Here is a 25,831-nt window from a genome sequence, read left to right on the forward strand (position 1 = left end):
GTGGACGCAAGAATGGACAGAACTGTCAGCACACGAACGAGCGGAGCGGGCAGAGTTCTTCCATCACTAGCGGGATGGGAGGAGACACCACTTCTACTTCAGCGAAGGGGGTCTTCTCACCATGAAGAGGATCATCGTTCTCCTCAGCTCTTTGGCTGCCTTGGTTCTCGGCGGCGGCGCCTGGTGGCGTCTGTAGCTTCCCCTGAGTTACCCGCTACGGTTTCGGTCCGCACTAATCGAGGAGCGGGGGGTGGAAGGTGAGTCAGCCGACTACTCCCCGCTCCTTCCATGTCTACGTTTCGGTGATTGTTTGCGTGAGTGCCGCAGCGCTTGCTGCTTCAGTCGTTGCCGCACCGGTTGGATTCTCGCGGGTGTTGCTCCTTTTGCTGGCTGCGACGGTAGTGGCCGAGAACCTTGCGGTCGATATTCCCGGGGGTGGTAGTGCGTCCATCGCGTATCCGCTGACTCTGGCTGCCATCATGTTGCTCGGGCCTGCTGCGGGCGGTCTGGTCGCGGCATTCTCGGGGATGAACATCAACGACGTAAGGCGACGGCGGCCTTTCGAACACATTGGGTTCAACATTGCACAACTCGTCCTGTCAGCTGTTGCTGCGGGATGGGCTTACCGGCTCTCCTTCTCCGTGCTGAACAACGGTCACCTCATCCAATTCCCCGTGACGACGTTGAGCACGGGTTCTGCGACCGCGGCAGTGCTCGGGGCAGTCCTAGCGCTCGGTCTGGTCAGCGTGATCCTGAACGTTGGACTTGTTGGCGCTGCAATCTCCCTACTCAATCAGATTCCTGTGAGACGGGTGTGGGCTACAAATGCGTCTTGGATTGCCCCAACGCAGCTTGCACTGGCTCTATTGGGCCTTGCAATCGCCCAGGTTCTGGGCACGGTCGGGCCGGTCGGCTTCCTGCTGTTCGTCGTGCCGCTCATAGTGGCGCGACAGGTCTACGTGCGATACGTGGCTCTGCGGGAGGCGTATGTCGACACGACACGCTCGCTCGTCGCCGCGATCGAGGCGAAGGATCCCTACACCCGCGGTCATTCCGAGCGGGTCGCAGCCTACTCCCAGCAGATCGCCCGGGCGATGCATCTGGATGAGAAGTCGGTCAGCAAGCTCGAGTGGGCGGGGCTGTTGCACGACCTCGGGAAGATAGGCATCAGCAACCGCACCCTGCAGAAGCCTTCGACCCTCACGCGCGACGAGTTCGACGAGATCAAGCGACATCCCGGCATCGGCGCACACATCCTCGAGTCGGTGACGTTCCTGCACGATGTCGTGCCTGCGGTGGCCGCCCATCACGAGCGGCTCGATGGGAGCGGCTATTCGCTGGGGCTGACCGGCGACGACATCCCGCTCGAAGCACGCATCCTGGCGGTCGCGGACAGCTACGACGCCATGACGTCGCAGCGTCCGTATCGCGATGCGCTGTCCCCGGAAATGGCCTTGGGCGAACTCGAGCTCAACACCGGCAAGCACTTCGACGAGCAGGTCGTCGCGGCGTTCGCGGGTCTCGACGTCGCTCACGAGGATGCGGAGATGCTCGTGGGGCCTGCCGTGGGGGACGCATGAGGATCGGACGGGTCATCCCCATCGCGGCACTGGTGACGTTGGCGCCCGTGCTGTCCGGTTACCTGTGGTCGCCGGTGCATTCAGGCGATCCGTTCACGGTGGGAGCGCTGTTCGCAGCCCTGCTGATGCTGTCCTTCCTGGACGTCTGGTTGCCTCGTGGCGATGCGGCGGACCTGTCGTCCGCGGTCGCCGTCATGTCCCTCGTGCTGCTCGATCCGCTGACGACGTTGGTGACCGTGGTCGCGGTACGCGTCGCCGCTCACATCTTGCGGTATCGCTCGACGAAGGTCGGCTTGTTGCTCGAGGCAGTCACGGCGAGGTCGGCGGGAGTCATCGCGGGTGGAGCGGCGCTGTTCGGTGTGCGGTCCTTGCTCGGAAGCGACATGGAGAGCGTGATGTTGGCCGTCGCGGCTGTCGCGCTCGCGTACTTCGTGGCGGAGGTCCTCGTGGTGCAGGCTCTCGCGTCGCTGCGGTTGGGGCGCTCCTTCGGACACCTGCTCGTCGGCAATCTGCGCCTGCAAGGTTGGCTGATCGCGGCGCAGATGTCGATCGCGGTCCTCGGCGTGATCATCTACTCCGCGATGCGGATGTGGGGGCTGCTGCTCTGTCTCGTACTGCTGCTCGTCCTGCGCCAGTCGTTCGTGTTGCTGCTCGACATCCGCGAGGCCTACCGGGCAACGACGACGGCCATCGCGCGCTCCTTCGAGGCGCACGATCCCGAGAAGTCGGGTCACGCCGAGCGTGTCGCCCACTGCGCGCGAGCGGTCGCTTCGCGGCTCGGAGTGCACGGACGCGATCTAGAGCGTCTGCAGTACGCGAGCCTCTTCCACGACATCGCTGCCGTCGCCATCGACGACCCGCCGCCCGGCGCCGACAGCGCGATGCTCGCGCGCGCGACGGGCCGGGGAGCGGCGGACGTCCTCGCCGACGTCCGGTTCCTGGAGGACGTCATGCCTTTGCTCAGGCTCTCGGACGGAGAGATCCCGCTTGAGACGGTCGAGAGCGGACGAGACCCGCTGCTGGCCTACATCGTGTGCCGGTCGAGCGACGTCGACAGCGCTAAGCGTCGAACCGACACGATGTCCGTGGACGAAGGAGTGCCGTCGCCGGGAGCCGCGTCGAGCTTAGTCGCGAGGCTGCTGGACGACCGGACACGGGGCGAGGTCGAACGCGGTCTGTACCTGGTCTGCCGCGACGGGAAGGCCTGGTAGGCGTGCTGCTCCTAGCGGTAGTAGCTGTGGGTGTGATCCTCGGCTGGCTCGACGGCGGGACCTTGCGTCGCGCCGGGCGCACGCAGCTTCGGGGAGAGATGCTCGTCCCTGTCGTAGTTCTCGCGCATCTGGGCATCTATCGCCTGCCCCTACCGCCCGCGGTTGCCTACTGGGCGTGGATCGTCTCGTTCCTGGCGTTCATCGCGCTGGCGCTGGCCAATCGGCGCCTTCCGGGGCTGCCGCTCATCGCGCTCGGCGTCGCGCTCAATCTGGTCGTCGTTGTTGCCAACCACGGTATGCCGGTCAGTGTGGAGGCGATACGCATGGTCGGCGGGACGCTCTCGGCTCTGGCCGCGAGCCCTGTGACGCACCAGCTGTTGACGCGGGCGTCGCGCGTTGCGCTGCTCGGTGACCTCATCCCAGTCTCGTCGTGGGGACCGCTGAGGGCGATCGTGAGCGTGGGCGACCTGGTGATGTTCGCCGGTCTGGCGATCGCGGTGATGGCTGCGATGGGGGGCGGCATCGATTCCGACGTGATGTGCAGTGGCATCGATGCGAACATAGCGGGACCATCGTGAAGGCGCTTGTGGCTGCTCCAGCGAGCCAAGCACAAGTGATACAACACGGCTCTCAGGGTTATAGTCCGCGTGCCGTCACGTCATCTCGTCGTTGTCAGTAAAGACCGGGCCTGTTAAACAAATGGCAGCCTCCCGGGACAGTTTCACTCGTGGGGGCCAGGTGAAAGCAGATGGTTCGGGCCATAGCGCAATGGCCCCACCTTCTGACCGCTCGGCGTAGAGCAAATCAAGCTCTCCTGGTCTGATACCGGATATGCCGTCCGAGGAAAACCGCATAGGTTCACAAGAGAAGCCGACAACGTGGAGCATCATCTGGCCAAGGATAACTGTGGTGGAGTGACCGAATGACTGCTCATCGAAACCAGGTTGAACAAAGCGAAAGTGCCTAGTCCAAGTGTCGTAAGGCGCATCGCAATGTACGATCCAGACGTGGGTGAGCGGTGGGGGTGTCAGATTCTGTTTGATCCAGTGGTAGTGGGCAGGAGGAATGACGCGAGTGCCTTTGTCCATAAGCGCCCTAACGGCGGCCGTCTTGGCAGCCCAAAGCGCCAGCTGTTCTGCATCGGTGGCAGACAGCTCGATATGCTCGGCCTTCGCAAGAGACACGAGGAATCCCTCGACAGGCTTCTCGACCCTCTCATTCAGCCATCCATGGTTGCAGGACGTGCAGACGTCTCGTACTACTTGAACATATGGGGAGTGTGGAAGGTCTCGGAAGGCTCGCTGGACGGTCCCAGACGCGGGATCAGTGTACTCCTGCCTGTAGGCAGTCCAGGAGTCTGTGTGTCCCAAGCGACTGCGCAGCCAAGCCCGGAGCACGTGCTCTTTTGAGAGCTTCACATCCGGTGCACCACGTCCGCAGAAGACGCACTTGGAGGGAGTAGACTCCATTATTTCATCGCTCCATCTGCCGGTTCCGAGTTCTCCTCGTCCGGGGATGCTTCTGTAGACTCTACAGAGACTGCGGGCCATACAACAACGGGCACCAGCTGATTAAGGTTCTTCACCACCGCGAGCCCAAGTTCGGTCCAGACGAACATTGCTCTGCCCTTGTTGGTCATGCCAGTCGTACGTATGAGTTGTTTGTCAAGAAGACGTGGCAATGCTGTCATTGTCACGGGGTTCTGCTCGTTTAGCCAGAACGTGTGATGCGGCTCATAGTGGGCCGTAGTGGCAAGAATCTGATGCTCCTCAGAGGTCAGGGATGCGACGGACAAGTTGACTCTGGCGTCATGAACGTGGTCGACCTCTCGCAACCGTGATCCAATTTCTTGGATGAGAGTAGCTCGTGCCCCATCTACATCGGAGAAGTCGAGGTACTTGTGCGGCACCGTGCTCACGTCGAATAGGAAGTCCGCGCTGTCGTCTCTGACGAGCAGCACTTCCGCCGACTGGCGACAGGCGAGTGCCAAGCCCACTTCGTACATCACATTTCCATTCCGATAGGGTTGGCCGGATTTCGCATCGCAGCCCACCACTGATACGTCTGCAAGGACCAGGGTTGAGTGTGCAATTCCGTCGACGATAGCGGTAAGAATGCAGTCACCCGACTTAGAACGGTCCACCCGCGTGGCCCGCAGCCTCGTGCCGCGATACTCAATAGCCTCGATTGCAGGTTCGATCACATCCTCGAAGTGACCTTGCAGGTTCTTGGCGAAACTCATGATAACGAACACCTCTGGTCGAAAAGTACTGGTCCAAAAGGTCCGAAGGTACAGGTTCGGATGCACGCTCTGAGCCCTCCTAGCCATGGAACTCAACGTCCTACACATGAACAGTGCGACGTGCGGTCGATGCTCCTATTCTTCGCAGCAGCCAGTCGGCTAGCTGCACGCGTGGTCGGGCTTCTTACCCTTTGCCCGGTTGCATGGCTGGCATGTCACCCGCAGATTCGACTCCTTTGTCACGCCACCACGGGCAAGAGGGATGATGTGATCAAACTCGATGTCCTTGTCGAGCAGCGTCTTGCCGCAAATCTGGCACGCGTAGTTGTCGCGGCGAGCGACACGAATCGCCAGTGCGGGCGGTACGTGGCGCGTATTGCTCCTGATGTTGTCGGTCTCAGTGTGCTTCTCAGCAAGGAAATAGACCGGGCACATGTGTCCGAAGACCTTGCAGGACGCGGTGAGGAACACTCGCGGAATCGTCTCCGGTTCAGTCGCTGGGGCGAGTCGTTCGATGTCTCCACGCCAGCCGTCAATCACCCATGCCTCGACGTCGTCACCTCGACCGCATGAGTCGCAGGAGAACTCCTCGATGCGCTGGGTCAGTTCCTCATGAGTACTCTTGACAGGCTCAACCGTCCAAGGGAGAAGTGGATACTCTTCGACCAGCGGACCGAATGGGCAGAAGTCAATCTCCCAGCAGGGCTTCATCCTGTCTCGGACATAGCCCTGCCAGCGGGCCAGAAGCATCTGATCGTCCTCGCCGTCACGCGCGAGCATTGCCCGAATTCTGCGATGTATCAACGAGCGACACCCCCTCCGGCAACGAGTACGGCACATTGCTCGTGTGTGACGAGTGCAGCCTGTCCCTGTCCTGCCGAGCACATCGGAGATGAGCAGCTACGCGAAGCGCAGTCCACTCGGTCTCCTGGCCAGCATCCCCAGCTACTCATCCCCGCCAAACAGCTCGCGCTGCTCCGCTGCCATAGGCATTTCGACTCGCTGAGCTTGCTGGTACGTGGACAGTTTCGCGTGAGCGGGGAGATGTGGTTTCTTACCCCGCTCCAGGAGGTCTGCGATCGACAGGATCTGAATGCGCTCGTAGTCGTCATTCCACACGTCCGAATGCCAGAACCCAGCAGTGGCGGCTTCCTCTCGCATGTTGCGAGTCGGCTCCTCGAGAGTGATGAAGAGACCGATCACCGCTTTTTCACGTTCGAGCGTGCCCTTGAGATCGCGAATTTGCGAGGCGTTGACGTGGCCGCTCTTCACGCTGATGAGCACCTGCTCGAGCTTGCCGTGCTGGTCCGTAAAGGTGATCCTACCGTCGATGCCCTTGTCGGCACCCTTCTTCTGAGTGCCGCCTATAGGCCTCGCGTCTACGAGACCGAGCGCCCACCACTGGAACTGGTAGCGACCCTCATGGTCCACGGCCAGCTGGCGAGCGCCCTCGACTTCAGTCGGCTGACCGATGACCTCAACGTCGTCCAGGCCGAAACTGTCCTTCAGGCGCGCCTTCATGACGGCGATCGAGAGATAGGTGATGTCGATGCCGATCCATTGGCGCCCGAGCTTCTCGGCCGCGACGAGGGCGGTGCCGCAGCCACAGAAAGGGTCGAGGATGATATCGCCTGGGTTCGAAGACGTGGCGATGACGCGCTCGAGTAGAGCAACGGGCTTCTGCGTGGGATAGCCGAGGCGTTCGTTTCCGACCGGGTTGATTCGGTCAACATCGTCCCAAATGTCAGCGACGGCCCTGCCCTTGAGTTCTTCGCGGTATCGCTTGTACTGCGGCATTTTGCCTCTCGCGGGCCAGTAGATGCGGCCCTCGGTCTCCAGACGGTCCAGCTCATCGACAGGAAACTGCCAGTGCCGACCGATGGCCCCCGGACTGATGCCCTTCCACGGTGCACCTGAGCTGCCGTGTCGGACTCCAGCAGCTGTGATGTCTGCGCGCCAGTACAAGCGGCCATCACCGTCGTCATACTTGTAGTACTTGTCGAGATACGCATCCTCGTAGTCAGCGCGAGGTTCGTTCCAGCAGACCGCGGACGATTTTGCGTAGTAGAGCAGTGTGTCGTGAATGGGCGCGTATTTCTTCGCGCTGCTGTGTGCAGTGGTCCTCTTCCAGACGATATCGTTCACGAACCGCTCCGGCCCGAAGATCGCATCCAGCAAGACCTTCAGGTAGTGGCTCGCCGTCGGGTCGCAGTGCAGGTACAGCGACCCAGTCGGCTTGAGCACTCGATGCAGCTCGACCAACCGCGCGGCCATTTCTACCAAGTACGCCATCATTTGATTCGCGCCGATGCCGCGGTGCAGGGCCGCGACGATTGTTGAGACGTTGTCGGGCACTCGACCCTCATGGCGCGCGGTGTTTGTCAGATACTCGTAGACGCGCTCGGCGTCTGGCCCCCAGTGCCACGTGTCTTCAAAGGCCACCAGCTGCGCGTCGCTCTTGCGGCCCGACTCGTCCCTGAAGATGACGTTGTAGTCGCGGTTCGAATTGAACGGCGGGTCGAGGTAGACGAGGTCGACAGACTCGTCCGGGATGTAGCGCCGGAGGATGTCGAGGTTGTCGCCGTAGTAGAGGGCGTTTGTCTTCATGGTTCGGAGCATATCAGAGGACACCGACGCGGCGTGGCGGCGGATAGTGCCGGAAGGGCTTGGCCCACGTCTGGCTGATGCCTAGCGGCTCTGCCCGGAATGTCGCTGGCGCGGTGTTCAACAGTTTCAGTGGCAGCCGGTCGATGGGATTGTCAATCTAGTTGTGAGCCCAGGGGCGGTCTCGCCTCTGGGTCCGTCCGCGCCCCGGCTGCATGCTACAATCGTTCGGGTCTTCACGGCCCCGTCGCGGGTCGATCCGCATACCCCCATGAGGCAGGTCTGATGGTCAACATCCTTGCTAAGCTGCTCACCCTCGGTGAGGGGCGGCAGTTGCGCGGTTTCGAGGGGACGGTCTCGCGCGTGTGCGAGTTCGAGCCCGAGATGCATTCCCTCGACGACGCTGCCCTCGCGCGCAAGACCGTGGAGTTCCGCGAGCGTCTCGAGCGCGGCGAGGAGCTCGACGATCTCATCCCGGAGTCGTTCGCCGCCTGCCGCGAGGCCGCGCTGCGCGCGCTGGACATGCGCCACTTCGACGTGCAGCTCATCGGCGGCATGGTGCTCCATCGCGGCATGATCGCCGAGATGCGCACCGGCGAGGGCAAGACGCTCGTCGCCACGCTCGCCGCATACCTCAACGCCCTGCCCGACCGCGGCGTGCACGTCGTCACCGTCAACGACTACCTCGCCAAGCGCGACAGCGAGTGGATGGGCAAGGTCTACCACGCCCTGGGCCTGAGTGTGGGCATCCTCCAGTCGCAGCAGGACCCGTCCTCGCGCCTGCCCGCCTACGCCGCCGACATCACCTACGGCACCAACTCCGAGTTCGGCTTCGACTACCTGCGCGACAACATGGTGGTCACGCCGGGCGAGAGAGTGCAGCGCGGCTATCACTACGCCATCGTCGACGAGGTCGACTCCATCCTCATCGACGAGGCGCGCACCCCGCTGATCATCTCCGGCGCCGGCACGCGCTCCGCCGACGCCTACAAGCAGTTCGCCAAGGTCATCCCTCGCCTCAAGCCCGAGGAGGACTTCGAGCTCGACGAGGGTAAGCGCACCATCGCCATCACCGAGACCGGCCTCGAGAAGGTCGAGCGCGGCCTGGGCATCGACGACCTCTACATGGATCCGTCCGGCCAGCTCGTGAACCACCTGCAGCAGGCGCTGCGCGCGCAGTTCATGTTCAAGAAGGACGTCGACTACGTCGTCACCGACGGCGAGATCCTCATCGTCGACGAGTTCACCGGCCGCCTGATGTACGGACGGCGCTACTCCGAGGGCCTGCACCAGGCGATCGAGGCCAAGGAGCGCGTCCACGTGCGCGAGGAGAACCAGACGCTCGCCACCATCACGCTGCAGAACTACTTCCGCATGTACGAGAAGCTCTCCGGCATGACCGGCACGGCCGTCACCGAGGACGCCGAGTTCCGCGAGATCTACAAGCTGCCGGTGCTCGTCATCCCCACCAACCAGCCGATGGTCCGCGACGACGCCAACGACCTCATCTACCGCACCGAGGGATCCAAGTTCCGCGCGGTCGTCGATCTCATCGGGGAGCGGCACGAGGCCGGACAGCCGTGCCTGGTGGGCACGATCTCCATCGAGAACTCCGAGAAGCTCTCGCGCCACCTCGTCAAGCGCGGCATCAAGCACGAGGTGCTCAACGCGAAGCAGCACGAGCGCGAGGCGCACATCATCTCGCAGGCAGGCCGCTTCGGCGCCGTCACCATCGCCACCAACATGGCCGGCCGCGGCACCGACATCGTCCTCGGCGGCAATCCCGAGTCGCTCGTCGAGGACCTCGTGCGCGCCACGGGCGTCCAGCCCGAGAACGCGACCGAGGAGCAGCTCGCCTCCGCGCTCGCGCGCGCCAAGGAGGTCTGCGCCGAGGAGCACGTCAAGGTCGTCGGGGCGGGCGGCCTCGCCGTCATCGGCACCGAGCGCCACGATTCGCGGCGCATCGACAACCAGCTCCGCGGCCGCTCCGGCCGTCAGGGAGACCCCGGCCTCTCGCAGTTCTACCTCTCGCTCGAGGACGACCTGATGCGTCTGTTCGGCGGCGACCGCATGGACCGCATCTCGTCGATGATGGAGCGCACGCAGATCCCCGACGACATGCCCATCCAGGCGGGTCTCGTCAGCAAGGCCATCGAGAGCGCGCAGCGCCAGGTCGAGGCGATGAACTTCGCCGCACGCAAGCACGTCCTCGAGTACGACGACGTCATGAACAAGCAGCGCGAGGTCATCTACGAGGAGCGCAACCGCATCCTCGACGGCAAGGACATCCACGAGCGCATCGAGGAGATGCTTCGCACCGTCGCCGGCGACGCTGTCGCGCTCTTCTGCCCCGAGAAGACCTACTCCGAGGAGTGGGACTGGGACGCTCTGCTCGGGTGGTACAAGGAGCTCACCACGCTCGGCGTCAAGCGCGAGGACATCGCCGCGATCGAGAACCCGTTCGAGCTCGCCGACCACCTCGCCGAGGCCGCGCTCGAGCGCTACGCGGCGAAGGAGGCGGAGCTCGGCGCGGACAATCTGCGCGACCTCGAGCGCCAGGTGATGCTGCGCGTCATCGACACTCGCTGGATGGACCACCTCCAGGAGATGGACTACCTCGCTGACGGCATCGGATTACGCGCTGTCGGGCAGCGCGACCCGATCGTCGAGTACAAGACCGAGGCGTACGAGATGTTCGGCGCGCTCGTCGGCAACATCAACGAGGACTTCCTTCGCACGATCATGCACGTGGAGGTCGTGAGCGAGGCGGCCGAGCGCGCGTGGCTGCGCGACGTCTCGTACTCCGCTCCCACCGAGTCGGACATCTTCGCGGGCGCGATGCGGCAGGCGTCCTCCTCGATCGAAGGCCCGTCGCAGGACGCGATCGCTTCCGCGGCCGCCGCTGCCGGCGGGTCGCCGAGGGCCGCGACCGTCGTCAAGGACAAGGCCGACCCGTGGGCGGACGTCGGGCGCAACGACCCGTGCCCGTGCGGGAGCGGCAAGAAGTACAAGAAGTGCCACGGGGCCGCCACGTGAGCGTAGAGGACCGCAGCGCCGACGTCGCCGAGCTCCGCAAGCGGGTCGAGGCCATCGCCGGCTACCTCCATCTCGACTCGAAGCGGACGGAAGTCGCCGCACTCGACCTCAAGGCCACCGCGCCGGGATTCTGGGACGACCAGGCCGCGGCGCAGTCGGTCATGGCGAAGGCCGCCGAGTTGCGCGACGAGATCGCCGAGTACGAGGCGATCGTCACCGACCTCGACGACCTCGAGGCCGGCAACGAGCTCGCGGTCTCCGAGGGCGACGAGGACCTCGGCAACGAGTTCGCCGCCTCACACAAGGCGCTCACCCGCCGCGTCAACGACCTCGAGGTCGCGACGTGGTTCACCGGCGAGTTCGACCACGAGGACGCCATCCTCACCATCGTGCCGGGCCAGGGCGGTCTCGAGGCGCAGGACTGGGCCGAGATGCTGCTGCGCATGTACATCAAGTACGCCGAGTCGAAGCGCTGGAAGGTCGACGTGCACGACACGCCCGCCGGGGTCGAGCTCGGCATCGACCGCGCCGTCTTCACCATCCACGGCCGCAACGCGTGCGGCATGCTCCAGTCGGAGTCGGGCGTGCACCGCCTCGTGCGCATCAGCCCGACCGACGAGAAGAAGCGGCGCCAGACGACCTTCGCGGGCGTGGAAGTGCTTCCCGTCCTCCCCGACGAGGTCGAGGTCGAGATCCGCGACGAGGACCTGCGCGTCGACGTCTATCGCAGCTCCGGCCCGGGCGGTCAGTCGGTCAACACCACCGACTCCGCCGTGCGCATCACGCACCTGCCGACCGGCACCGTCGTGACGTGCCAGAACGAGAAGAGCCAGCTCAAGAACAAGGACACCGCGATGAAGATCCTGCGGTCGCGGCTCTACGAGCTCAAGAAGAAGGAGCGCGAAGCCGAGCTCGACGCCCTGCGCGGCGAGAGACGCGACATCAGTTTCGGCAGCCAGATCCGCAACTACGTGCTCTACCCCTACCAGATGGTGAAAGACGTGCGCTCCGGCCTCGAGACCGGAGACGTCTCCTCCGTCCTCGGCGGCGACATCGACGACTTCGTGGTGGGCTACCACCGCTGGCGCGTGGGCGAGCGGCTCGCCGCGGCGGCCGGCGCCGCGAGCGGGACGCCTTCGGGGTCGTGACGGTGCGCCTTCTAGCCGACCTCCACACCCACACCGTCGCCTCGGGGCACGCGTACTCCACGGTGACCGAGCTCGCCGGCGCAGCGCGCGACAAGGGTCTCGAGCTCATCGCCGTCACCGACCACGGTCCGGCCTGCCCCGGCGCGCCTCATCCGTGGCATTTCCTCAACCTCAAGGTCGTGCCGTCGGTCCTCGGCGGGGTGCGCATACTCAAAGGCATCGAGGCGAACCCCGTGCCCGACACGGCCAACGGCATCGACCTCGACGACGCCTCGCTCGCCAAGCTCGACTTCGTCGCGGTGGGCATGCATCCAGGCACCGGCTGGGATGACGCCGGTGTCGACGAGCGCACCGACGGGCTGCTGCGCGCGCTCGAGAACCCGCTCGTCGACATGCTCACGCATCCGGGGAATCCGTCGTTCCCGCTCGACATCGCCCGTGTCGTCGAGGCCGCGGTGCGCCACGGCGTGATCGTCGAGCTCAACAACGGCTCCTTCGAGCCGAGCATGTCGCGCTCGCGCTCGACGTCCGGCGAGCTCGAGTTCGCGCGCGCCGCCGTCGAGGCGGGCGCGCTGGTGGCGATCACCTCCGACGCGCACTACCACGCGCACGTCGGGCGCTTCGAGCGCGCGATCGCGATCGCCGAGGAGCTCGGCATCCCCGAGGAGCGCATCGTCAGCCGCGACGCCGCGAGTGTGCTCGCACACCTGCGGGCGCGGCGCGAGCGTCCGCGTCTCGACCTCGGGGGCGTGGCGTGATGGTGCGAGAGAAGCTCGCCGCGATCGCCGGACACCGCGTGCTTCGCCACCGGCGCGTGCGCGACTACGCCTGGATGACCGCCGGCATCCTGCTGACCGCCTGGGCGCTCGACGCCTTCCTCATCCCGAACCGCCTCGCGGCAGGGGGCGTGTCGGGACTCGCTACCGTCTTCCACTACGTCGCTCTCCAGCACGGGCTCGAGCTGCCGGTCGGCGTCCAGATGCTCGTCATGAACGTCGGCCTGCTCGCCCTCGCCGTCCGCGTGCGCGGATGGCGCTACGGCGCGAAGACCGTTTACGGCGCCGTCGGGCTCTCGCTCGCGGTCGACCTGCTCGCGCCGTTCACCCCGCATCTGGCGGCGAACGACAACCTGCTCGCCGTCCTCTGGGGTGGCGCGCTGACCGGCATCGGGATGGGGCTCGTCTTCAAGGCGGGCGGCAACACCGGCGGCACCGACATCATCGCTCAGCTGCTCACGCGCAGGGTCTCGCTCGGCCTCGGCCAGCTCATGCTGCTCGTCGACGCGGTCGTCACCGTCTGCGCCGCGATCGTCTTCGGGCCCACCCTCGCCCTCTACGGCGCGGTGGCGGTCTTCATCAACGGCAGCGTGATCGACGTCGTGCAGGAGGGCCTCTCCGTCGAGAAGGCGGCGTACATAATCTCGGACCACTCGGACCGCATCGCACAGGCTATCCTCGAGGAGTTGGGGCGCGGGGCGACGGGGCTCCTCGGACGCGGTCTCTACTCGGGGCAGCAGCGCGAGGTCATATTCACGGTCGTATCGCGCAAGGAGCTCGACGACTTGAAGTCGCTCGTGCGCGCGGTCGACCCGAAGGCGTTCCTCATCATCTCGGACGTGCATGAAGTGCTCGGCGAAGGATTCAAGGAGAACGGAGTCTGACATGGGGAACGCACCGGACACGGCGACGATCGCCCGGGCGGCGGCGCGCATGCGTCTCGACATCGTCGAGATGATCGCGGCGGCCGGCTCGGGCCATCCGGGCGGCTCGCTCTCGGCGGCGGACATCGTCGCCGCGCTCTACTTCGGAGTCCTGCGCCACGATCCCGCGCGTCCGGACTGGCCCGAGCGCGACCGCTTCGTGCTCTCGAAAGGGCACGCGGGCCCGGTGCTCTACGCCGCTCTCGCCCAGGCCGGCTACTTCGATCGCGAGCACCTCTCGACCCTGCGCCGGCTCGGCTCCATCCTGCAGGGCCATCCCGACAGCAACAAGACGCCGGGCGTCGAGGTCTCGACCGGCTCGCTCGGCCAGGGGCTTGCGATCGCGAACGGCATCGCGCTCGGCCTGCGCATGTCGGGCAACGCCTCGCGCGTCTTCTGCCTGATGGGAGACGGCGAGTGCCAGGAGGGCGAGGTCTGGGAGGCGGCGATGTTCGCGCCGCACCACGGACTCGACCACGTCGTCGCGATAGTCGATCGCAACGGGCTCCAGATCGACGGCGCGTGCGGCGACGTCATGTGCCTCGGCGACCTCGAGGCGAAATTCTCAGCATTCGGATGGGAGACTCGCGCGTGCGACGGGCACGACGTGGCCGCGCTGGTAGAGGTCCTCTCGGCGCCGCCCGCTCGTGCGGGCGTGCCGGTGGCCGTCGTGGCTCGCACGGTGAAGGGCAAAGGCGTCTCCTTCATGGAGGGCGACGCCGGATGGCACGGCAAGGCGCCGAGTCCCGAGCAGACCGCGACCGCGCTGGCCGAACTCTCGGCCGCGCTCGCTTAGAGTCCGCGACAGGAAGGGAAACGAACATGGCTGACAAGCGGGCCACACGCGAGGCGCTCGGCGCCACGCTCGTCGAGCTGGCCGAGGCCGGCGTCGACGTGGTCGCCGTGGAGGCGGACCTCTCCAAGTCGACGACGACCGCGACGTTCGCGGCGCGGTTCCCCGACCGGTTCTTCAACGCCGGCGTCGCCGAGCAGAACATGATCGGCACGGCGGCGGGTCTCGCCGTGTCCGGGAAGATCGCGTTCACGGGCAGCTTCGCGGTCTTCGCGACGGGACGCGCGTACGACCAGGTGCGCAACACCGTGTGCTACAGCGGCCTCGACGTGAAGCTCACGCCGACGCACGCCGGCGTCACCGTCGGTCCCGACGGAGGCAGCCACCAGATGCTCGAGGACCTTGCGCTCATGCGCGTGCTCCCCGGCATGCGCGTGCTCGTGCCGGCCGACTTCAACGCCGCCCGCGCCGCGATCCGCGCGGCGGCCGCGACGCCGGGCCCGGTCTACGTGCGCCTCGGGCGGGCCGCGCTCGCGCCCGTCTACGACGAGGGCGTCGTCTTCGAGATCGGGAAGGCGGCCGTGCTGCGCGAGGGCTCGGACGTGACGCTCGCCGCGTGCGGCGTGATGGTCGAGCGCGCGCTCGCCGCCGCCGACCTGCTCGCCGCCGACGGAGTGAGCGCCGAGGTCATCGACGTCGCGACGATCAAGCCGCTCGACGCGGACACCATCGCGGCGTCGGCCGCCAAGACCGGCGCGGTCGTCACCTGCGAGGAGCACTCGATCATCGGCGGCCTCGGCTCGGCGGTCGCGGAGGCGCTAGGGGAGAGGCAGCCCTCAGCGCTGCGGCGCATCGGCGTGCGCGACGTCTTCGGGACCTCGGGCGAACCCGAGGAGCTCATGGCTTATTTCGGTCTCACCGCCGCGCATGTCGCCGACGCCGCTCGCGAAGCGATGACCGCGAGGCTCTGATACACTAGGGCTGTGGGAGTCGTCGCAGAAACGGAGCACCCCATGATCTCCATGCGGAACGTCAGCAAGACCTATGCTGCGGACCGCCCCGCTCTCAGTGAGATCGATGTCGACATCGAGCAGGGCGAGTTCGTCTTCCTGGTCGGCCACTCTGGTTCGGGGAAGTCCACATTCATCAGGCTGCTCCTTCGGGAGCTCCTGCCGTCGACGGGCACCATCGTCGTGGCGGGTCAGGACGTCGTGCACCTGCGCAACTGGAAGGTCCCCTTCCTGCGCCGCAACATGGGGTGCGTCTTCCAGGACTTCAAGCTCCTGCCGAACAAGACCGCCTTCGAGAACGTCGCGTTCGCGCTCGAGGTCATCGGCAAGTCGAAGCACGTCATCCGCACGCAGGTGCCGGAGGTGTTGCGCCTCGTCGGTCTCGAGGACAAGGTCGACAGCTATCCCGACGAGCTCTCCGGAGGCGAGCAGCAGCGCGTGAGCATCGCGCGCGCGTTCGTGAACCGGCCGCCGCTGCTGCTCGCGGACGAGCCTACCGGGAACCTCGATCCCGCGACCTCGCTCGGCATCATGAGCCTGCTCAACCGCATCAACAAGACGGGCACCACGGTGCTCATCGCCACTCATGATCGCGAGATGGTCGACTCGATGCGCAAGCGCGTCATCGCGCTCGAGAACGGCAAGATCGTCCGCGACCAGAGCCGGGGGGTGTACGGCTAGATGGCGCTCAACCTGGGGTACTTCGCCCGCGAGTCCGTCATGAACTTCCGCCGCAACTGGGTGATGAGCCTCGGCGCGGTCATCACGATCTACCTGTCGCTGCTGCTCGTCGGCGTCTTCGTCGTGTCGGGCATCATCGTCACGAACATCGTCCACTCGGTCGAGCAGAAGGTCTCCATCCGCATCTTCCTGAAGGACGGCGCGGCCTCCGGGGACGTCGACACGCTGCAGAAGCAGCTGCTCGTCGATCCGCTCGTCAAGACGGTCCGGTACGTCTCCAAGGAGGAGGCGCTCGACACCTTCAAGAAGGAGACGATGAAGGACAGTCCGGAGATCGTCGAGCAGATCGAGGGCAACCCGCTCCCGGCCTCGCTCGACGTGGAGCTGAAGGACCCGCGGACCGTCGAGGCGATGGTCTCGAAGATCAAGGTGAACGCGGTCTTCCCCAAGGTCGCGGACAAACCGGACGATCCCGAGAAGTCGCTCAAGTACGGTCAGCAGGTCGTCAAGAAGCTCTTCGCGCTCACGCGCATCGTGCGCATCGTCGAGGCCGTCTTCATCCTGATGCTCGGCGTCGTGAGCTTGGTGCTGATCGGCAACACCATCCGGCTCGCGATCTATTCGCGCCGGAAGGAGATCGCCATCATGCGCCTCGTCGGAGCGAGCAACTGGTTCATCCGGCTGCCGTTCCTGATGGAAGGCATGATCCAGAGCCTGTTCGGCGCGCTGCTCGCCATCGCCACCCTCGCTCTCGTCCAGGCCACGGTCGTACCCGGGGTGCGCGACGCTCTGCCCTTCCTGCCCATCACGGTCACCGGCGGCGATGCCGTACAGGTGGCTGTCGTCCTCATCGCGAGCGGCCTGTTCGTCGGCGCCATCGGCTCCGGCTTCGCGATGAGGCGTTTCCTGAAAGTCTAGGTGACCCCACTGAAGCGCATCGCTCTCTGGACGGCTGTCTCGGCGACCGTTCTCTCGCTGCTGTTCCTCGCGTTCGCCGGCGGCGTGCTCTTCGAGCGCGCGAACCCGGTCGCCCGCCGCACCCTCGTTCCCGGCGTCGACAACGGGGCCGACGATCTCGACAGGATCGTCAACGAGGTGCGCGGCATCATCCAGCGAAAGGCGCTCAAGCCCGCGCGCGACACCTCTCTCACCGCTGGGGCGATCTCGGGCATGCTCGACTCGCTCGGCGACCCCTATGCGTCCTATCTCAACGAGCGGCATCTCACATACTTCAACGAGCAGAGCAACGGCGAGTTCTTCGGCATCGGCATCACGGTGACCGTCCGCGACGGTCAGCCGTTCGTGGTCGCGCCGATCCCGAACACCCCGGCGGCGCGCGCGGGGCTCAAGGCGGGCGACAAGATCATCTCCATCGACGGCGTCACACACAAGACCTGGGAAGTGGACGACGTCGTGCGTCGCGTCCGCGGGCCGAAAGACACGACCGTGAAGCTGCTCGTCGAGCGGGACGGGAAGCGTTTCAAGGTCAGCGTGAAGCGCGCGAAGATCGACGTCCCGAACGTCGAGAGCCGCATGATCGGGCGCGACGTCGGCTACGTGAGGTTGATGGGATTCAACGCCAAGTCGGGCAAGGAGATCGCGTCCGCTATGCGCGCGCTCGATCTCAAGGGCGCGCGGGGCTTCGTTCTCGACCTGCGCGGCAATCCCGGCGGCCTGCTCTCGGCCGCCGTCGACGTCACGTCGCTCTTCGTGCCGGAGGGCGTGGTCGTGCGCGTGGAAGCTCGGAACAAGCCTGAGCAGGTGTATCGCGCGAACGGCGACCCGTCCATGAACAAGCCGCTCGTCGTCCTCGTCGACAACGATTCGGCATCCGCATCCGAGATCGTCGCGGGAGCGCTCCAGGACTACACGCGCGCCACCATCGTGGGCGTCACGACGTACGGGAAGGGGAGCGTGCAGAGCATCGAGCCGCTGGAAGAGGGCGGTGCGGTGAAGCTCACCATCGCGCACTACCTCACACCGAAGCGCCGCGTGATCGACCACAAGGGCGTCGTCCCGGACGTCGTGGTGAAGATGGACCCGCGCGATCAGTCGAGCGCGAAGACGGACACGCAGCTCGCGAGAGCGGTCAAGGTCCTGCGCGCGAAGTTCTGACGCGACGCCGTCAGGCCTGCGTCAGTCCTCGTCGTCGTCCTCGTCGAGCGCGACGAACATCGCCGGGTCGAACGCGCCGTCCTCGAGCATGCGCAACTCCGCGCGGTGCAGCGCCGGAGGCGTCTCGGCTTCTTCCTCGATGGGCGTGAGCGTGAGCGTCGTGCCGTCGCCCATAAGGGTGAACGTGCAGGCGCCGTCTTCGGCGGTCGCGAAGTCGAGGAAGCGGAAACTGCGCACGTTGAGGAAGAGGCAGTCGTTGAGGAGCAGGGTCGCGGAGTCGTCGTCGGCCATGAGCTTGACCAGCGTCGCGCGACCTTCGCTCATGACGGTCCCGTCGACCGCGAACGCGAAGGCGCACGACTCGACGGTCTCGAGCGCGCGGACCATGTCACGTAGTCGGGACAGCGTCCCGGTGCCGACGAAACAGGGGGCGAGGGTTGGCTTAGGCTCCATGCGGGTCTCCATCGCGTGCGGGGCGGGCTTGCACCATAATCGATTGTAGCATCGTGGTCAAAGAGCGCCGACCGTGAAGGAGAACGCCTCGTGAAGGTCGAGAAAGCGGTGCTCAAGGCCCTGCGACACGCGCGACGCGCCATGACGCCCGCGGAGGTGCGCGAAGCGATGGGCGAAGGCGGGGACGTCGAGCGCGTCGAGCGCGTCCTCCAGGCGCTGGAGCGTTCCGGCGCCGCCATCGAGCGCGGCGGCCGATACCTCGCCCTCAACGAGCGCGGCCTGCTCGTCGGCCGCCTCTCGCTCAACCGTCGCGGCTACGGGTTCGTCTCCTCGCCCGGCGGCGACGTGTACGTCGGCGCGCGCGACATCGCCGACGCGATGCACGGCGACATCGTCGGCGTCCGCCCGCACGCGCGCCGCGCGGGGCGGCCCGGGCGTTCGGGAGAGGTCGTCCAGGTCGTCGAGCGTGCTAGAGACCACGTCGTCGGCCGCCTCGAGGTTCACGGGAGGGTCGGCATCGTCGTCCCCACCGACCCGCGGATTCGCAGCGAGGTCTTCGTCGAGGCGGCGTCGCTGGCCGGTGCGACGAGCGGCGACGTCGTAGTCGCGCGGCTGACGCGGTATCCGACGCGCCGCGACGCGGCCCAGGGAGTCGTCGACGAAGTGCTCGGGCCACCCGACGCCCCGGGTGTCGGCGTCGAGATCGTGATCCGGGAGCACGGCCTTCGCGCGGCCTTCCCGGAAGAGGTCGAGGAGGCGGCTGGCGCGCTCACCGCTCCGGACGTCGACGCGGAGGTCGCCGCTGGCAGGACCGACGAGCGCGAGCGGTTCACCGTGACCATCGACCCGGTCGACGCGAAGGACTTCGACGATGCCGTCTCCGTCACTCGCTCGGAAGGCGGATTCCGCCTCGGGGTGCACATCGCCGACGTCAGCCGCTGGGTGCCTTGGGGCTCGACGATCGACGCCGAGGCGCTCCTGCGCGCGACGTCGGTCTACCTCGTCGACCGCGTGCTGCCGATGCTGCCGGAGCGCCTCAGCAACGAGCTGTGCTCGCTCAAGCCCGGCGAGGAGCGGCTCACCATGACGGTCGACATGGACATCGACCGCACGGGGCTCGTCGAACGCTACCGCCTCTATCCTTCGGTGATCCGCAGCGACCGGCGTCTCGACTACGACTCGGTCGACGCGTGGCTCTCCACCGGCGACGGGTTCCCGGACGACGCGACGCGAGCACTCCTCACCGACCTGCGCGACCTCGCCGCGGCGCTCGGGAAGCGGCGCACCGCGCGCGGAGGGCTGGACTTCGAGACCGTCGAGGCGAAGGTGCGCCTCGACGCGGACGGCTCGCCGATCGACGTCGTGCTCCGCCGCCGCACCACGGCGACGAACATGATCGAGGAGGCGATGATCCTCGCCAACGAGGTCGTCGCGCGCCACATGAGCGGCGCTGAGGCCCCGATGATGTATCGCATCCACGAGGCGCCCGACGAAGACGCGCTCGACGAGGTCGCCGTCATCCTCAAGGAGTTCGACTATCCGATCACGGACATCCGCGGAGCCACGCCGGCGACGTTCCAGCGCATCGTCGCTTTCGCGCACGGCCGGGCCGAGGAGCTGCTCATCAACTCGATCCTTCTGCGCGCGCTCCAGCGGGCGCGCTACTCGGAGGAGCTCGGTCCGCATTTCGGGCTGGCGAGCGAGGCGTACACGCACTTCACGAGTCCGATCCGGCGCTACCCGGACCTGATCGTGCACCGCCTGCTCAGGGCGCAGCTCACGCGCAAGCTCCGGGAGGAGCCGGTCGCCTCGATGGTCCCGGAGCTTCACTGGCTCGCCGACCACACCTCGGCGATGGAGCGCGAGGCCGAGGCGGCGGAGGAGGACTCGACGCGGCTCAAGCTCGCCGAACTCATGGCGCGACACGTGGGGGAGGAGTTCGACGGTGTCATCACGGGCGTGACGGACTTCGGCATCTTCGTGCAGCTCGAGAACACCGCCGAGGGTCTCGCGCACGTGCGCACGATGCGCGACGACTACTATCGGTTCGAGCCCGAGCGCCGCATGCTCGTCGGCGAGGAGCGCGGCCGCGTCTTCCGGCTCGGTGGGACGGTGCGGGTGCGCGTGGCCGAGGTCTTCGTCGCCGAGCGGAGGATCGACTTCGAGGTCGTGTGAGGCGGGGAGGTTCTGGTACGGTACTGATTGCCTGGCGCGCGGAGGCGCGGCCGGGGGCGACGACCACGGGGGGTCTGCATGACTACCGCTCCGCTCGCAGACGACGAGATCCGCGGCCAGCTGGCTGAACTCGGCCTGGCAGGTAGCGGCGCGGTGCACCGCAACCTGCCGCCGGCCGAGCTCATCGCGCGCTCGCTGGCGCGCGGTGAGGGCATCCTGGCGGCGAACGGCGCGCTCGTCGTCAAGACCGGCGAGCCGTCCGGGCGCTCGCCAAACGACCGCCTCATAGTCGAGGAGGGTCCCGCCGCCGAGCTCATCTCCTGGGGCGACATCAACAAGCCCTGCCAGCCGGCGCTCTTCGACCGGCTGCTCGACAAAGCGCGCGGCTATTTGCACGACCGTGACCTGTACGTCTTCGACGGCTTCGCCGGCGCCGAGCGCACGTATCGCCTGCCGATCCGCGTCGTCGCCGACGCCACCTGGCACGCGCTCTTCGCCGACACGCTCTTCGTGCGTCCCACGCCGATCGAGCTCGAGGACTTCGTCCCGGGCTTCACCGTGGTCAACTGCGGCGCCCTGCGCGCCAGCTCCGACTTCGACGGCACCCGGAGCTCCGTCTTCGTCGGCATCAGCTTCACCCGCAAGCTCGTTCTCATCCTCGGCAGCATGTACGGCGGGGAGATGAAGAAGGCCATCTTCACCGTCATGAACTACCTGCTCCCCCAGCGCGACGTGCTGCCGATGCACTGCTCCGCCAACGTGGGCGCGTCGGGCGATGCGGCCCTCTTCTTCGGCCTCTCGGGGACGGGCAAGACGACCCTTTCGGCCGACCCCGCGCGCCGTCTCATCGGCGACGACGAGCACGGCTGGAGCGACCACAGCGTCTTCAACTTCGAGGGCGGCTGCTACGCCAAGGCGATCCGCCTCTCGCAGGAGTCGGAGCCGCAGATCTACAACGCCATCAAGTTCGGCTCGATCCTCGAGAACGTGGTCGTCGACCCGCAGACACGGGCGATCGACTACGGTTCCGACTTCCTCACCGAGAACACGCGCGCCACCTACCCCATCGAGCACATCCCGGGAGCCGTGCTCGGCGGCGTCGGCGACCATCCGCGCAACGTCTTCTTCCTCACCTGCGACGCATTCGGCGTGCTCCCCCCGATCGCGCGGCTCACGCCCGAGATGGCGAGCTACCACTTCCTCTCGGGCTTCACGAGCAAGGTCGCCGGTACCGAGGTGGGTGTCGACGAACCGCGCCCCACGTTCTCCGCATGCTTCGGGGCGCCCTTCCTGCCGCTGCACGCCTCGCGCTACGCGACCATGCTCGCCGAGCGCTTGAGCTGGCACGAGACCGACTGCTGGCTGGTGAACACCGGCTGGACCGGAGGGCCGTGCGGCGTCGGCCATCGCATGAGTATCGAACTCACGCGGGCGCTGCTCGCGGCTGCCCTGGACGGCTCGCTCGCCAAGTCCGGCTTCACTCCGCACCCGGTGTTCAAGATACTCGTGCCTCACGAGTGCCGTTCCGCCGGGGTCGACGTCCTCGACCCGCGCGCCACGTGGGCCGACGGTGCCGCCTACGACGCGTCGGCAGCCAGGCTCGCCGGCATGTTCCGCGAGAACTTCGAGCAGTATGCCTCGCACGTATCGCCCGAGGTGCTTGCGGTGGGCCCGGACCCGGACGCCGCGGGCTAGCAGCCCTTCCGGCCACCCGCCTTCTGATACACTCGCCTGGTCCGCCGCACCGTATCGAGGAGCGTCCCATGCGTGCCGAATCGCTCAAGTTCCTCAAGTCCCTAGTCGAGGCGCCGTCGCCCTCGGGCTACGAACAGCCCGCCGCGAAGGTCTTCCGCGAGTACGTCGCCCCGTTCGCCGACGAGGTCACCACCGACGTCATGGGCTCGGTGCACGCATGGCTCAAGGGCAAGGGGAAGGGCGCCGGTCCGTCGGTCATGCTCGCGGGGCACATGGACGAGGTCGGCTTCATGGTCACGTACATCACCGACGGCGGCTTCCTCGCGTTCAAGCCGATCGGCGGCCTCGACGCCCACCTGCTCCCAGGCAAGCGCGTTCGCGTGCACACGAAGAAGGGCCCGCTCCTCGGCGTCCTCGGCCGCATGCCCGTCCACCTCCTGGAAGAGGACGAGCGCAAGCAGGTCGTGAAGATGCACAAGCTCTTCGTCGATCTCGGGATGGGCGCGGACGAAGTCAAGAAGCGTGTCTCGATCGGCGATCCGATCACGTTCGCCGTCGGTTTCGAGAAGTTTGGTGACGGCATGGCGGTCTCGCGCGCGTTCGACGACAAGATGGGCACCTGGGCGGTCGCCGAGGTCCTGCGGCTCGTCGGCGAAGCGGGCAGAGGGGCCGGAGCGGTCTCCGCCGTCGCCACCGTACAGGAGGAGATCGGCCTGCGGGGCGGCACGACGTCGGCGTACAGCGTCGACCCGGTCGTGGGCATCGCGGTCGAGGTCGGCCACGCCACCGACTATCCCGACGTCGAGAAGCGCAAGCACGGCGACGTCCGCTGCGGCGCCGGCCCGATCATCACGCGGGGCGCGAACGTGAACCCCAAGGTCTTCGAGCTGCTCGTGGCCGCCGCCGACGCCGAGGGCATACCGTATCAGGTCGATGGCGAGCCGCGCGGCACCGGGACGGATGCGAACGCGATGCAGCTCGCCCGCGGCGGCAAGGCCGCCGCGCTCGTGAGCGTGCCTCTGCGCTATATGCACACGCCCACCGAGGTGCTCTCGCTGAAGGACCTCGAGCACACTGCCGAGCTGCTCGCCGCGTTTGTTCTGCGCCTCGAGCCCGGCACCGACTTCACCCCTTAGATGGCCCGCGAGGCGCGCACGATCTCCAACAACAAGAAGGCGTTCCACGACTACTTCGTGGACGAGACGTTCGAGTGCGGCATCGAGCTGACGGGCACCGAGGTCCGCTCGCTGCGCGAGAGCGGCGCGAGCCTGCGCGACACGTTCGCGACCGTGCGCCGCGGCGAGGTCTGGCTCCACGGGGTCCACATCGCCCCGTACTCGCACGGCAACCGCGCGAACGCCGAGCCCGGCCGCTCGCGTCGTCTGCTGCTCCACCGCAAGGAGATCCGCTACCTCATCGGTAAGACGAAGGAGCGCGGTCTCGCGCTCATCCCGCTTCGTCTGTACTTCAACGAATCGAACCTCGCGAAGGTGGAACTCGGTCTCGCCCGCGGCAAGAAGATGTACGACAAACGCGACGCTATCGCCGACCGCGACGCGAAGCGCGATGTGGCTCGTGCGCTGCGCGAGCGCCAGAAGGGCGCGTGACCTGCCCGCGTTTACGCCTATCTACGAGGGGCGTATATTAAAAGAAGCGTCTTCGAAAGAATCGTGCCCTGAAGGAGGTCCGCTATGAGAACGAAATCGCATCGGCTGTTCGCGTGCTTGATCGCGGCGGTCACGGTCGTCGCGCTCATGCCGGCGGGAGCGTTCGCCGCCCGGATCCAGTCGACGACCGACTACCCCGCGCCGACGGTGACGACGAGCCCGACTACGCTCGACTTCGGCTCGGTCGACCAGGGCACGGCGCCCGGCGTCGTCACGCGGACGCTGACCGTCTCGGTCGGCACGATCGCGGGTCTTCCGCCCGAGGCCGCGAACCTGGCCGCGACGTGGTCGGTCACGCACAACCTCTCGTGGCTCACCATCAGCCCGTCGAGCGGGTCGGCTGGGCTCGGCCAGTCCTTCAGCATCAGCGTCTCGGTCGACACCCGTGCGGCGACGCCGGGTGACTACAGCGGCCAGATCAACGTGAACGTGGTGCCGCCGACGCCTCCGACGGGCGCTGCTTCCCTGCGTTCGGCAGGTCTCGTGAGCTCGCTCGCGACTGTGACGCAAGCCGTGCCCGTGATGATGCGAGTCGTCGAGGAGACGCCGGCCGTCGAAGCGACGACGCCGGTCATCGAGGTCGCGCCGATCGCCGTCTCGCTCACCACGACCCAGGGGACGAACCCTGCGCCGTTCTCGATCGCCATCTCGAACGCCGGTACCGGGACGCTGTCGTGGGAGGCGAGCGAGGCCGCGTCGTGGCTGAGCATCGCGCCCGCCAGCGGCACCGACTCGAGCACGCTGGTCGGTTCGGTGAACACCACCGGTCTCGCGGTCGGTCGCTACGACGCGACGATCACGGTGACCGCCGCCGGCGCCTCGAACTCGCCGGTGACCATTCCCGTGCACCTCGTCATCGCGCAGAGGGTCAAGCCGCGGTGGACGGTCTCGACACCGTCGTGCGCCAGCGTCTGGCGCCTCGGGGTAAGGAACCTCGTGGTCGGCAGCATCAGCCCTTGGCGCTCGTCATTCGCCGGCGGGGTGCGGCTCCAGTTCCAGATTTACAGCCGCGGGGCGTGGCGCGCAGCGACGTTGCTGCCCGCGACGGTCAGGATCGTCGGCAACGGCCGACGCTACCAGGCCTACTTCCGTCCGACGTACGCGGGCACCTATCGCGTGCGCGCGACGTACGCGGAGAACGCGACCTACGCAGGCGCGAACTCCGCTTGGAGGACGTTCATAGTCCGCCGGTGACGGCGGTCGTCCCTGTTTGCCAGGGGGAGGTGATGGGCGGGGCGGCCGAGAAGGCGCTTCGCCCATCGGCTTTCCGATGGCAGAGCGGTCCGCGCGGGGATATACTACGAGTCCGCCGCGAGGCGGCACGCACCTTCACACGTCGAAGGTCACCTTCGGGGGCGACTGGTTTCGACACGATAGTCTCGACGGAGGAAGCAGGCCGAGGTCGCCTTACCTCGCTAAACAGGGGCAAAGACGCTCAAGCGTCGACTCTGATCTCGCTCTCGCTGCCTAAATAGGCCGCGACGCAGCCCGGCACGCGTCCCCGGTGCCGGATCCTGCGTCATGCAGGGGACTACCGAACGGCTGACGCCGGTATGCCGCTAGGGAATGCAATCCGACTGGGAGAGGGCGCGCCCGCCATCGCGCGTAGCCCCGACCGAGAAACCAAGCGATGACTGAGCCTGGAGATGCCTCCCGGGAGGATGTCGTGGACCGGAGTTCGATTCTCCGCGCCTCCACCAGCAATGATGAACGCCCCTTCGG

The 25,831-nt window shown here is 66.5% G+C and carries 22 protein-coding genes and 1 other RNA gene; 18 read left to right on the top strand and 5 right to left on the bottom strand.

Annotated features, from left to right (window positions below; translation table 11 throughout):
* The first annotated feature begins 314 nt into the window (after positions 1–314).
* Genes WC971_00085 through WC971_00095 form a run of 3 tightly spaced genes read left to right on the top strand, consistent with a single transcriptional unit; the run spans position 315 to position 3,369 of the window.
* On the top strand, positions 315–1,580 hold the full coding sequence (locus WC971_00085; GenBank protein MFA5843215.1) for an HD-GYP domain-containing protein: 1,266 nt from the start codon (positions 315–317) through the stop codon (positions 1,578–1,580).
* A complete protein-coding gene (locus WC971_00090) occupies positions 1,577–2,791 on the top strand; it encodes a hypothetical protein (GenBank protein ID MFA5843216.1) in 1,215 nt (404 codons plus the stop codon). The genes WC971_00085 and WC971_00090 overlap by 4 nt, the downstream gene beginning before the upstream one ends.
* A 2-nt stretch (positions 2,792–2,793) precedes the next feature.
* Positions 2,794–3,369: a DUF5317 family protein gene (locus WC971_00095; protein MFA5843217.1), complete on the top strand. Its 576-nt coding sequence runs from the start codon at positions 2,794–2,796 to the stop codon at positions 3,367–3,369.
* Positions 3,370–3,444: 75 nt separating this feature from the next.
* Here WC971_00095 and WC971_00100 read toward each other — a convergent pair whose 3' ends face one another.
* From WC971_00100 to WC971_00115, 4 genes are all read right to left on the bottom strand, one after another.
* Positions 3,445–3,975 carry a hypothetical protein gene (locus WC971_00100; protein ID MFA5843218.1) on the bottom strand — a complete coding sequence of 177 codons (531 nt, stop codon included), beginning with the start codon at positions 3,973–3,975 and terminating at the stop codon, positions 3,445–3,447.
* Positions 3,976–4,259: 284 nt separating this feature from the next.
* A complete protein-coding gene (locus WC971_00105) occupies positions 4,260–5,099 on the bottom strand; it encodes a hypothetical protein (protein ID MFA5843219.1) in 840 nt (279 codons plus the stop codon).
* Positions 5,100–5,192: 93 nt separating this feature from the next.
* On the bottom strand, positions 5,193–5,813 hold the full coding sequence (locus WC971_00110; protein MFA5843220.1) for an HNH endonuclease: 621 nt from the start codon (positions 5,811–5,813) through the stop codon (positions 5,193–5,195).
* A 165-nt stretch (positions 5,814–5,978) separates the two neighbouring features.
* Positions 5,979–7,640: a DNA methyltransferase gene (locus WC971_00115; protein ID MFA5843221.1), complete on the bottom strand. Its 1,662-nt coding sequence runs from the start codon at positions 7,638–7,640 to the stop codon at positions 5,979–5,981.
* A 282-nt stretch (positions 7,641–7,922) separates the two neighbouring features.
* Between WC971_00115 and secA the strand changes: the two genes are divergently transcribed.
* From secA to WC971_00160, 9 genes are read left to right on the top strand one after another with little or no spacing between them, the layout of a single operon-like run.
* A complete protein-coding gene (gene secA, locus WC971_00120) occupies positions 7,923–10,673 on the top strand; it encodes a preprotein translocase subunit SecA (protein MFA5843222.1) in 2,751 nt (916 codons plus the stop codon).
* The gene (prfB, locus tag WC971_00125) at positions 10,670–11,821 is read left to right on the top strand and encodes a peptide chain release factor 2 (protein MFA5843223.1); all 1,152 of its coding nucleotides are present in this window, start codon (positions 10,670–10,672) and stop codon (positions 11,819–11,821) included. The genes secA and prfB overlap by 4 nt, the downstream gene beginning before the upstream one ends.
* A complete protein-coding gene (locus tag WC971_00130; GenBank protein MFA5843224.1) occupies positions 11,818–12,579 on the top strand; it encodes a phosphatase in 762 nt (253 codons plus the stop codon). Before prfB ends, WC971_00130 begins: the two co-directional genes overlap by 4 nt.
* Positions 12,579–13,481 carry a YitT family protein gene (locus tag WC971_00135; GenBank protein ID MFA5843225.1) on the top strand — a complete coding sequence of 301 codons (903 nt, stop codon included), beginning with the start codon at positions 12,579–12,581 and terminating at the stop codon, positions 13,479–13,481. The genes WC971_00130 and WC971_00135 overlap by 1 nt, the downstream gene beginning before the upstream one ends.
* Position 13,482: 1 nt before the next feature.
* A complete protein-coding gene (locus tag WC971_00140; protein ID MFA5843226.1) occupies positions 13,483–14,316 on the top strand; it encodes a transketolase in 834 nt (277 codons plus the stop codon).
* A 26-nt stretch (positions 14,317–14,342) separates the two neighbouring features.
* Positions 14,343–15,284, top strand: coding sequence for a transketolase C-terminal domain-containing protein (locus WC971_00145; protein ID MFA5843227.1), 942 nt, complete (start codon positions 14,343–14,345; stop codon positions 15,282–15,284).
* A gap of 42 nt (positions 15,285–15,326) precedes the next feature.
* Positions 15,327–16,004, top strand: coding sequence for a cell division ATP-binding protein FtsE (gene ftsE, locus WC971_00150; GenBank protein MFA5843228.1), 678 nt, complete (start codon positions 15,327–15,329; stop codon positions 16,002–16,004).
* Entirely contained in the window at positions 16,005–16,922 is a 918-nt protein-coding gene (gene ftsX, locus WC971_00155; GenBank protein ID MFA5843229.1) for a permease-like cell division protein FtsX, read from the top strand.
* A complete protein-coding gene (locus WC971_00160; protein ID MFA5843230.1) occupies positions 16,923–18,119 on the top strand; it encodes a S41 family peptidase in 1,197 nt (398 codons plus the stop codon). It begins immediately after the preceding gene.
* Positions 18,120–18,140: 21 nt separating this feature from the next.
* Here the strand turns inward: WC971_00160 and WC971_00165 are convergent, their stop codons facing one another.
* Positions 18,141–18,572, bottom strand: coding sequence for a hypothetical protein (locus WC971_00165; protein ID MFA5843231.1), 432 nt, complete (start codon positions 18,570–18,572; stop codon positions 18,141–18,143).
* A gap of 90 nt (positions 18,573–18,662) precedes the next feature.
* On the opposite strand from WC971_00165, the gene rnr reads away from it, so the two are divergent.
* The 6 genes from rnr to ssrA all read left to right on the top strand — a co-directional run bounded on the left by rnr (position 18,663) and on the right by ssrA (position 25,809).
* The gene (gene rnr / locus WC971_00170) at positions 18,663–20,747 is read left to right on the top strand and encodes a ribonuclease R (GenBank protein MFA5843232.1); all 2,085 of its coding nucleotides are present in this window, start codon (positions 18,663–18,665) and stop codon (positions 20,745–20,747) included.
* 78 nt (positions 20,748–20,825) lie between these two features.
* A complete protein-coding gene (gene pckA / locus WC971_00175) occupies positions 20,826–22,442 on the top strand; it encodes a phosphoenolpyruvate carboxykinase (ATP) (protein MFA5843233.1) in 1,617 nt (538 codons plus the stop codon).
* Positions 22,443–22,510: 68 nt separating this feature from the next.
* On the top strand, positions 22,511–23,578 hold the full coding sequence (locus tag WC971_00180; GenBank protein ID MFA5843234.1) for a M42 family metallopeptidase: 1,068 nt from the start codon (positions 22,511–22,513) through the stop codon (positions 23,576–23,578).
* Complete coding sequence (smpB, locus tag WC971_00185) at positions 23,579–24,049, top strand: SsrA-binding protein SmpB (protein MFA5843235.1); 471 nt, start codon at positions 23,579–23,581, stop codon at positions 24,047–24,049.
* A gap of 84 nt (positions 24,050–24,133) precedes the next feature.
* A complete protein-coding gene (locus WC971_00190; GenBank protein ID MFA5843236.1) occupies positions 24,134–25,303 on the top strand; it encodes a BACON domain-containing carbohydrate-binding protein in 1,170 nt (389 codons plus the stop codon).
* Between the two features lie 157 nt (positions 25,304–25,460).
* Positions 25,461–25,809: a transfer-messenger RNA gene (gene ssrA, locus WC971_00195) on the top strand.
* Positions 25,810–25,831 lie beyond the last annotated feature (22 nt).

The organism is Coriobacteriia bacterium (genome assembly GCA_041658765.1).
GTDB lineage: Bacteria > Actinomycetota > Coriobacteriia > Anaerosomatales > JBAZZO01 > JBAZZO01.

Excerpts from the sequence above, each read along its gene's own strand:
- WC971_00115 (MFA5843221.1), bottom strand. The coding sequence starts at position 7,640 with ATGAAGACAAACGCCCTCTACTACGGCGACAACCTCGACATCCTCCGG.
- pckA (MFA5843233.1), top strand. The coding sequence starts at position 20,826 with ATGACTACCGCTCCGCTCGCAGACGACGAGATCCGCGGCCAGCTGGCT.
- ftsE (MFA5843228.1), top strand. The coding sequence starts at position 15,327 with ATGATCTCCATGCGGAACGTCAGCAAGACCTATGCTGCGGACCGCCCC.
- smpB (MFA5843235.1), top strand. The coding sequence starts at position 23,579 with ATGGCCCGCGAGGCGCGCACGATCTCCAACAACAAGAAGGCGTTCCAC.
- WC971_00090 (MFA5843216.1), top strand. The coding sequence starts at position 1,577 with ATGAGGATCGGACGGGTCATCCCCATCGCGGCACTGGTGACGTTGGCG.
- WC971_00110 (MFA5843220.1), bottom strand. The coding sequence starts at position 5,813 with ATGCTCGCGCGTGACGGCGAGGACGATCAGATGCTTCTGGCCCGCTGG.
- WC971_00165 (MFA5843231.1), bottom strand. The coding sequence starts at position 18,572 with ATGGAGCCTAAGCCAACCCTCGCCCCCTGTTTCGTCGGCACCGGGACG.
- WC971_00190 (MFA5843236.1), top strand. The coding sequence starts at position 24,134 with ATGAGAACGAAATCGCATCGGCTGTTCGCGTGCTTGATCGCGGCGGTC.
- WC971_00180 (MFA5843234.1), top strand. The coding sequence starts at position 22,511 with ATGCGTGCCGAATCGCTCAAGTTCCTCAAGTCCCTAGTCGAGGCGCCG.
- WC971_00140 (MFA5843226.1), top strand. The coding sequence starts at position 13,483 with ATGGGGAACGCACCGGACACGGCGACGATCGCCCGGGCGGCGGCGCGC.
- WC971_00135 (MFA5843225.1), top strand. The coding sequence starts at position 12,579 with ATGGTGCGAGAGAAGCTCGCCGCGATCGCCGGACACCGCGTGCTTCGC.
- secA (MFA5843222.1), top strand. The coding sequence starts at position 7,923 with ATGGTCAACATCCTTGCTAAGCTGCTCACCCTCGGTGAGGGGCGGCAG.
- ftsX (MFA5843229.1), top strand. The coding sequence starts at position 16,005 with ATGGCGCTCAACCTGGGGTACTTCGCCCGCGAGTCCGTCATGAACTTC.
- WC971_00145 (MFA5843227.1), top strand. The coding sequence starts at position 14,343 with ATGGCTGACAAGCGGGCCACACGCGAGGCGCTCGGCGCCACGCTCGTC.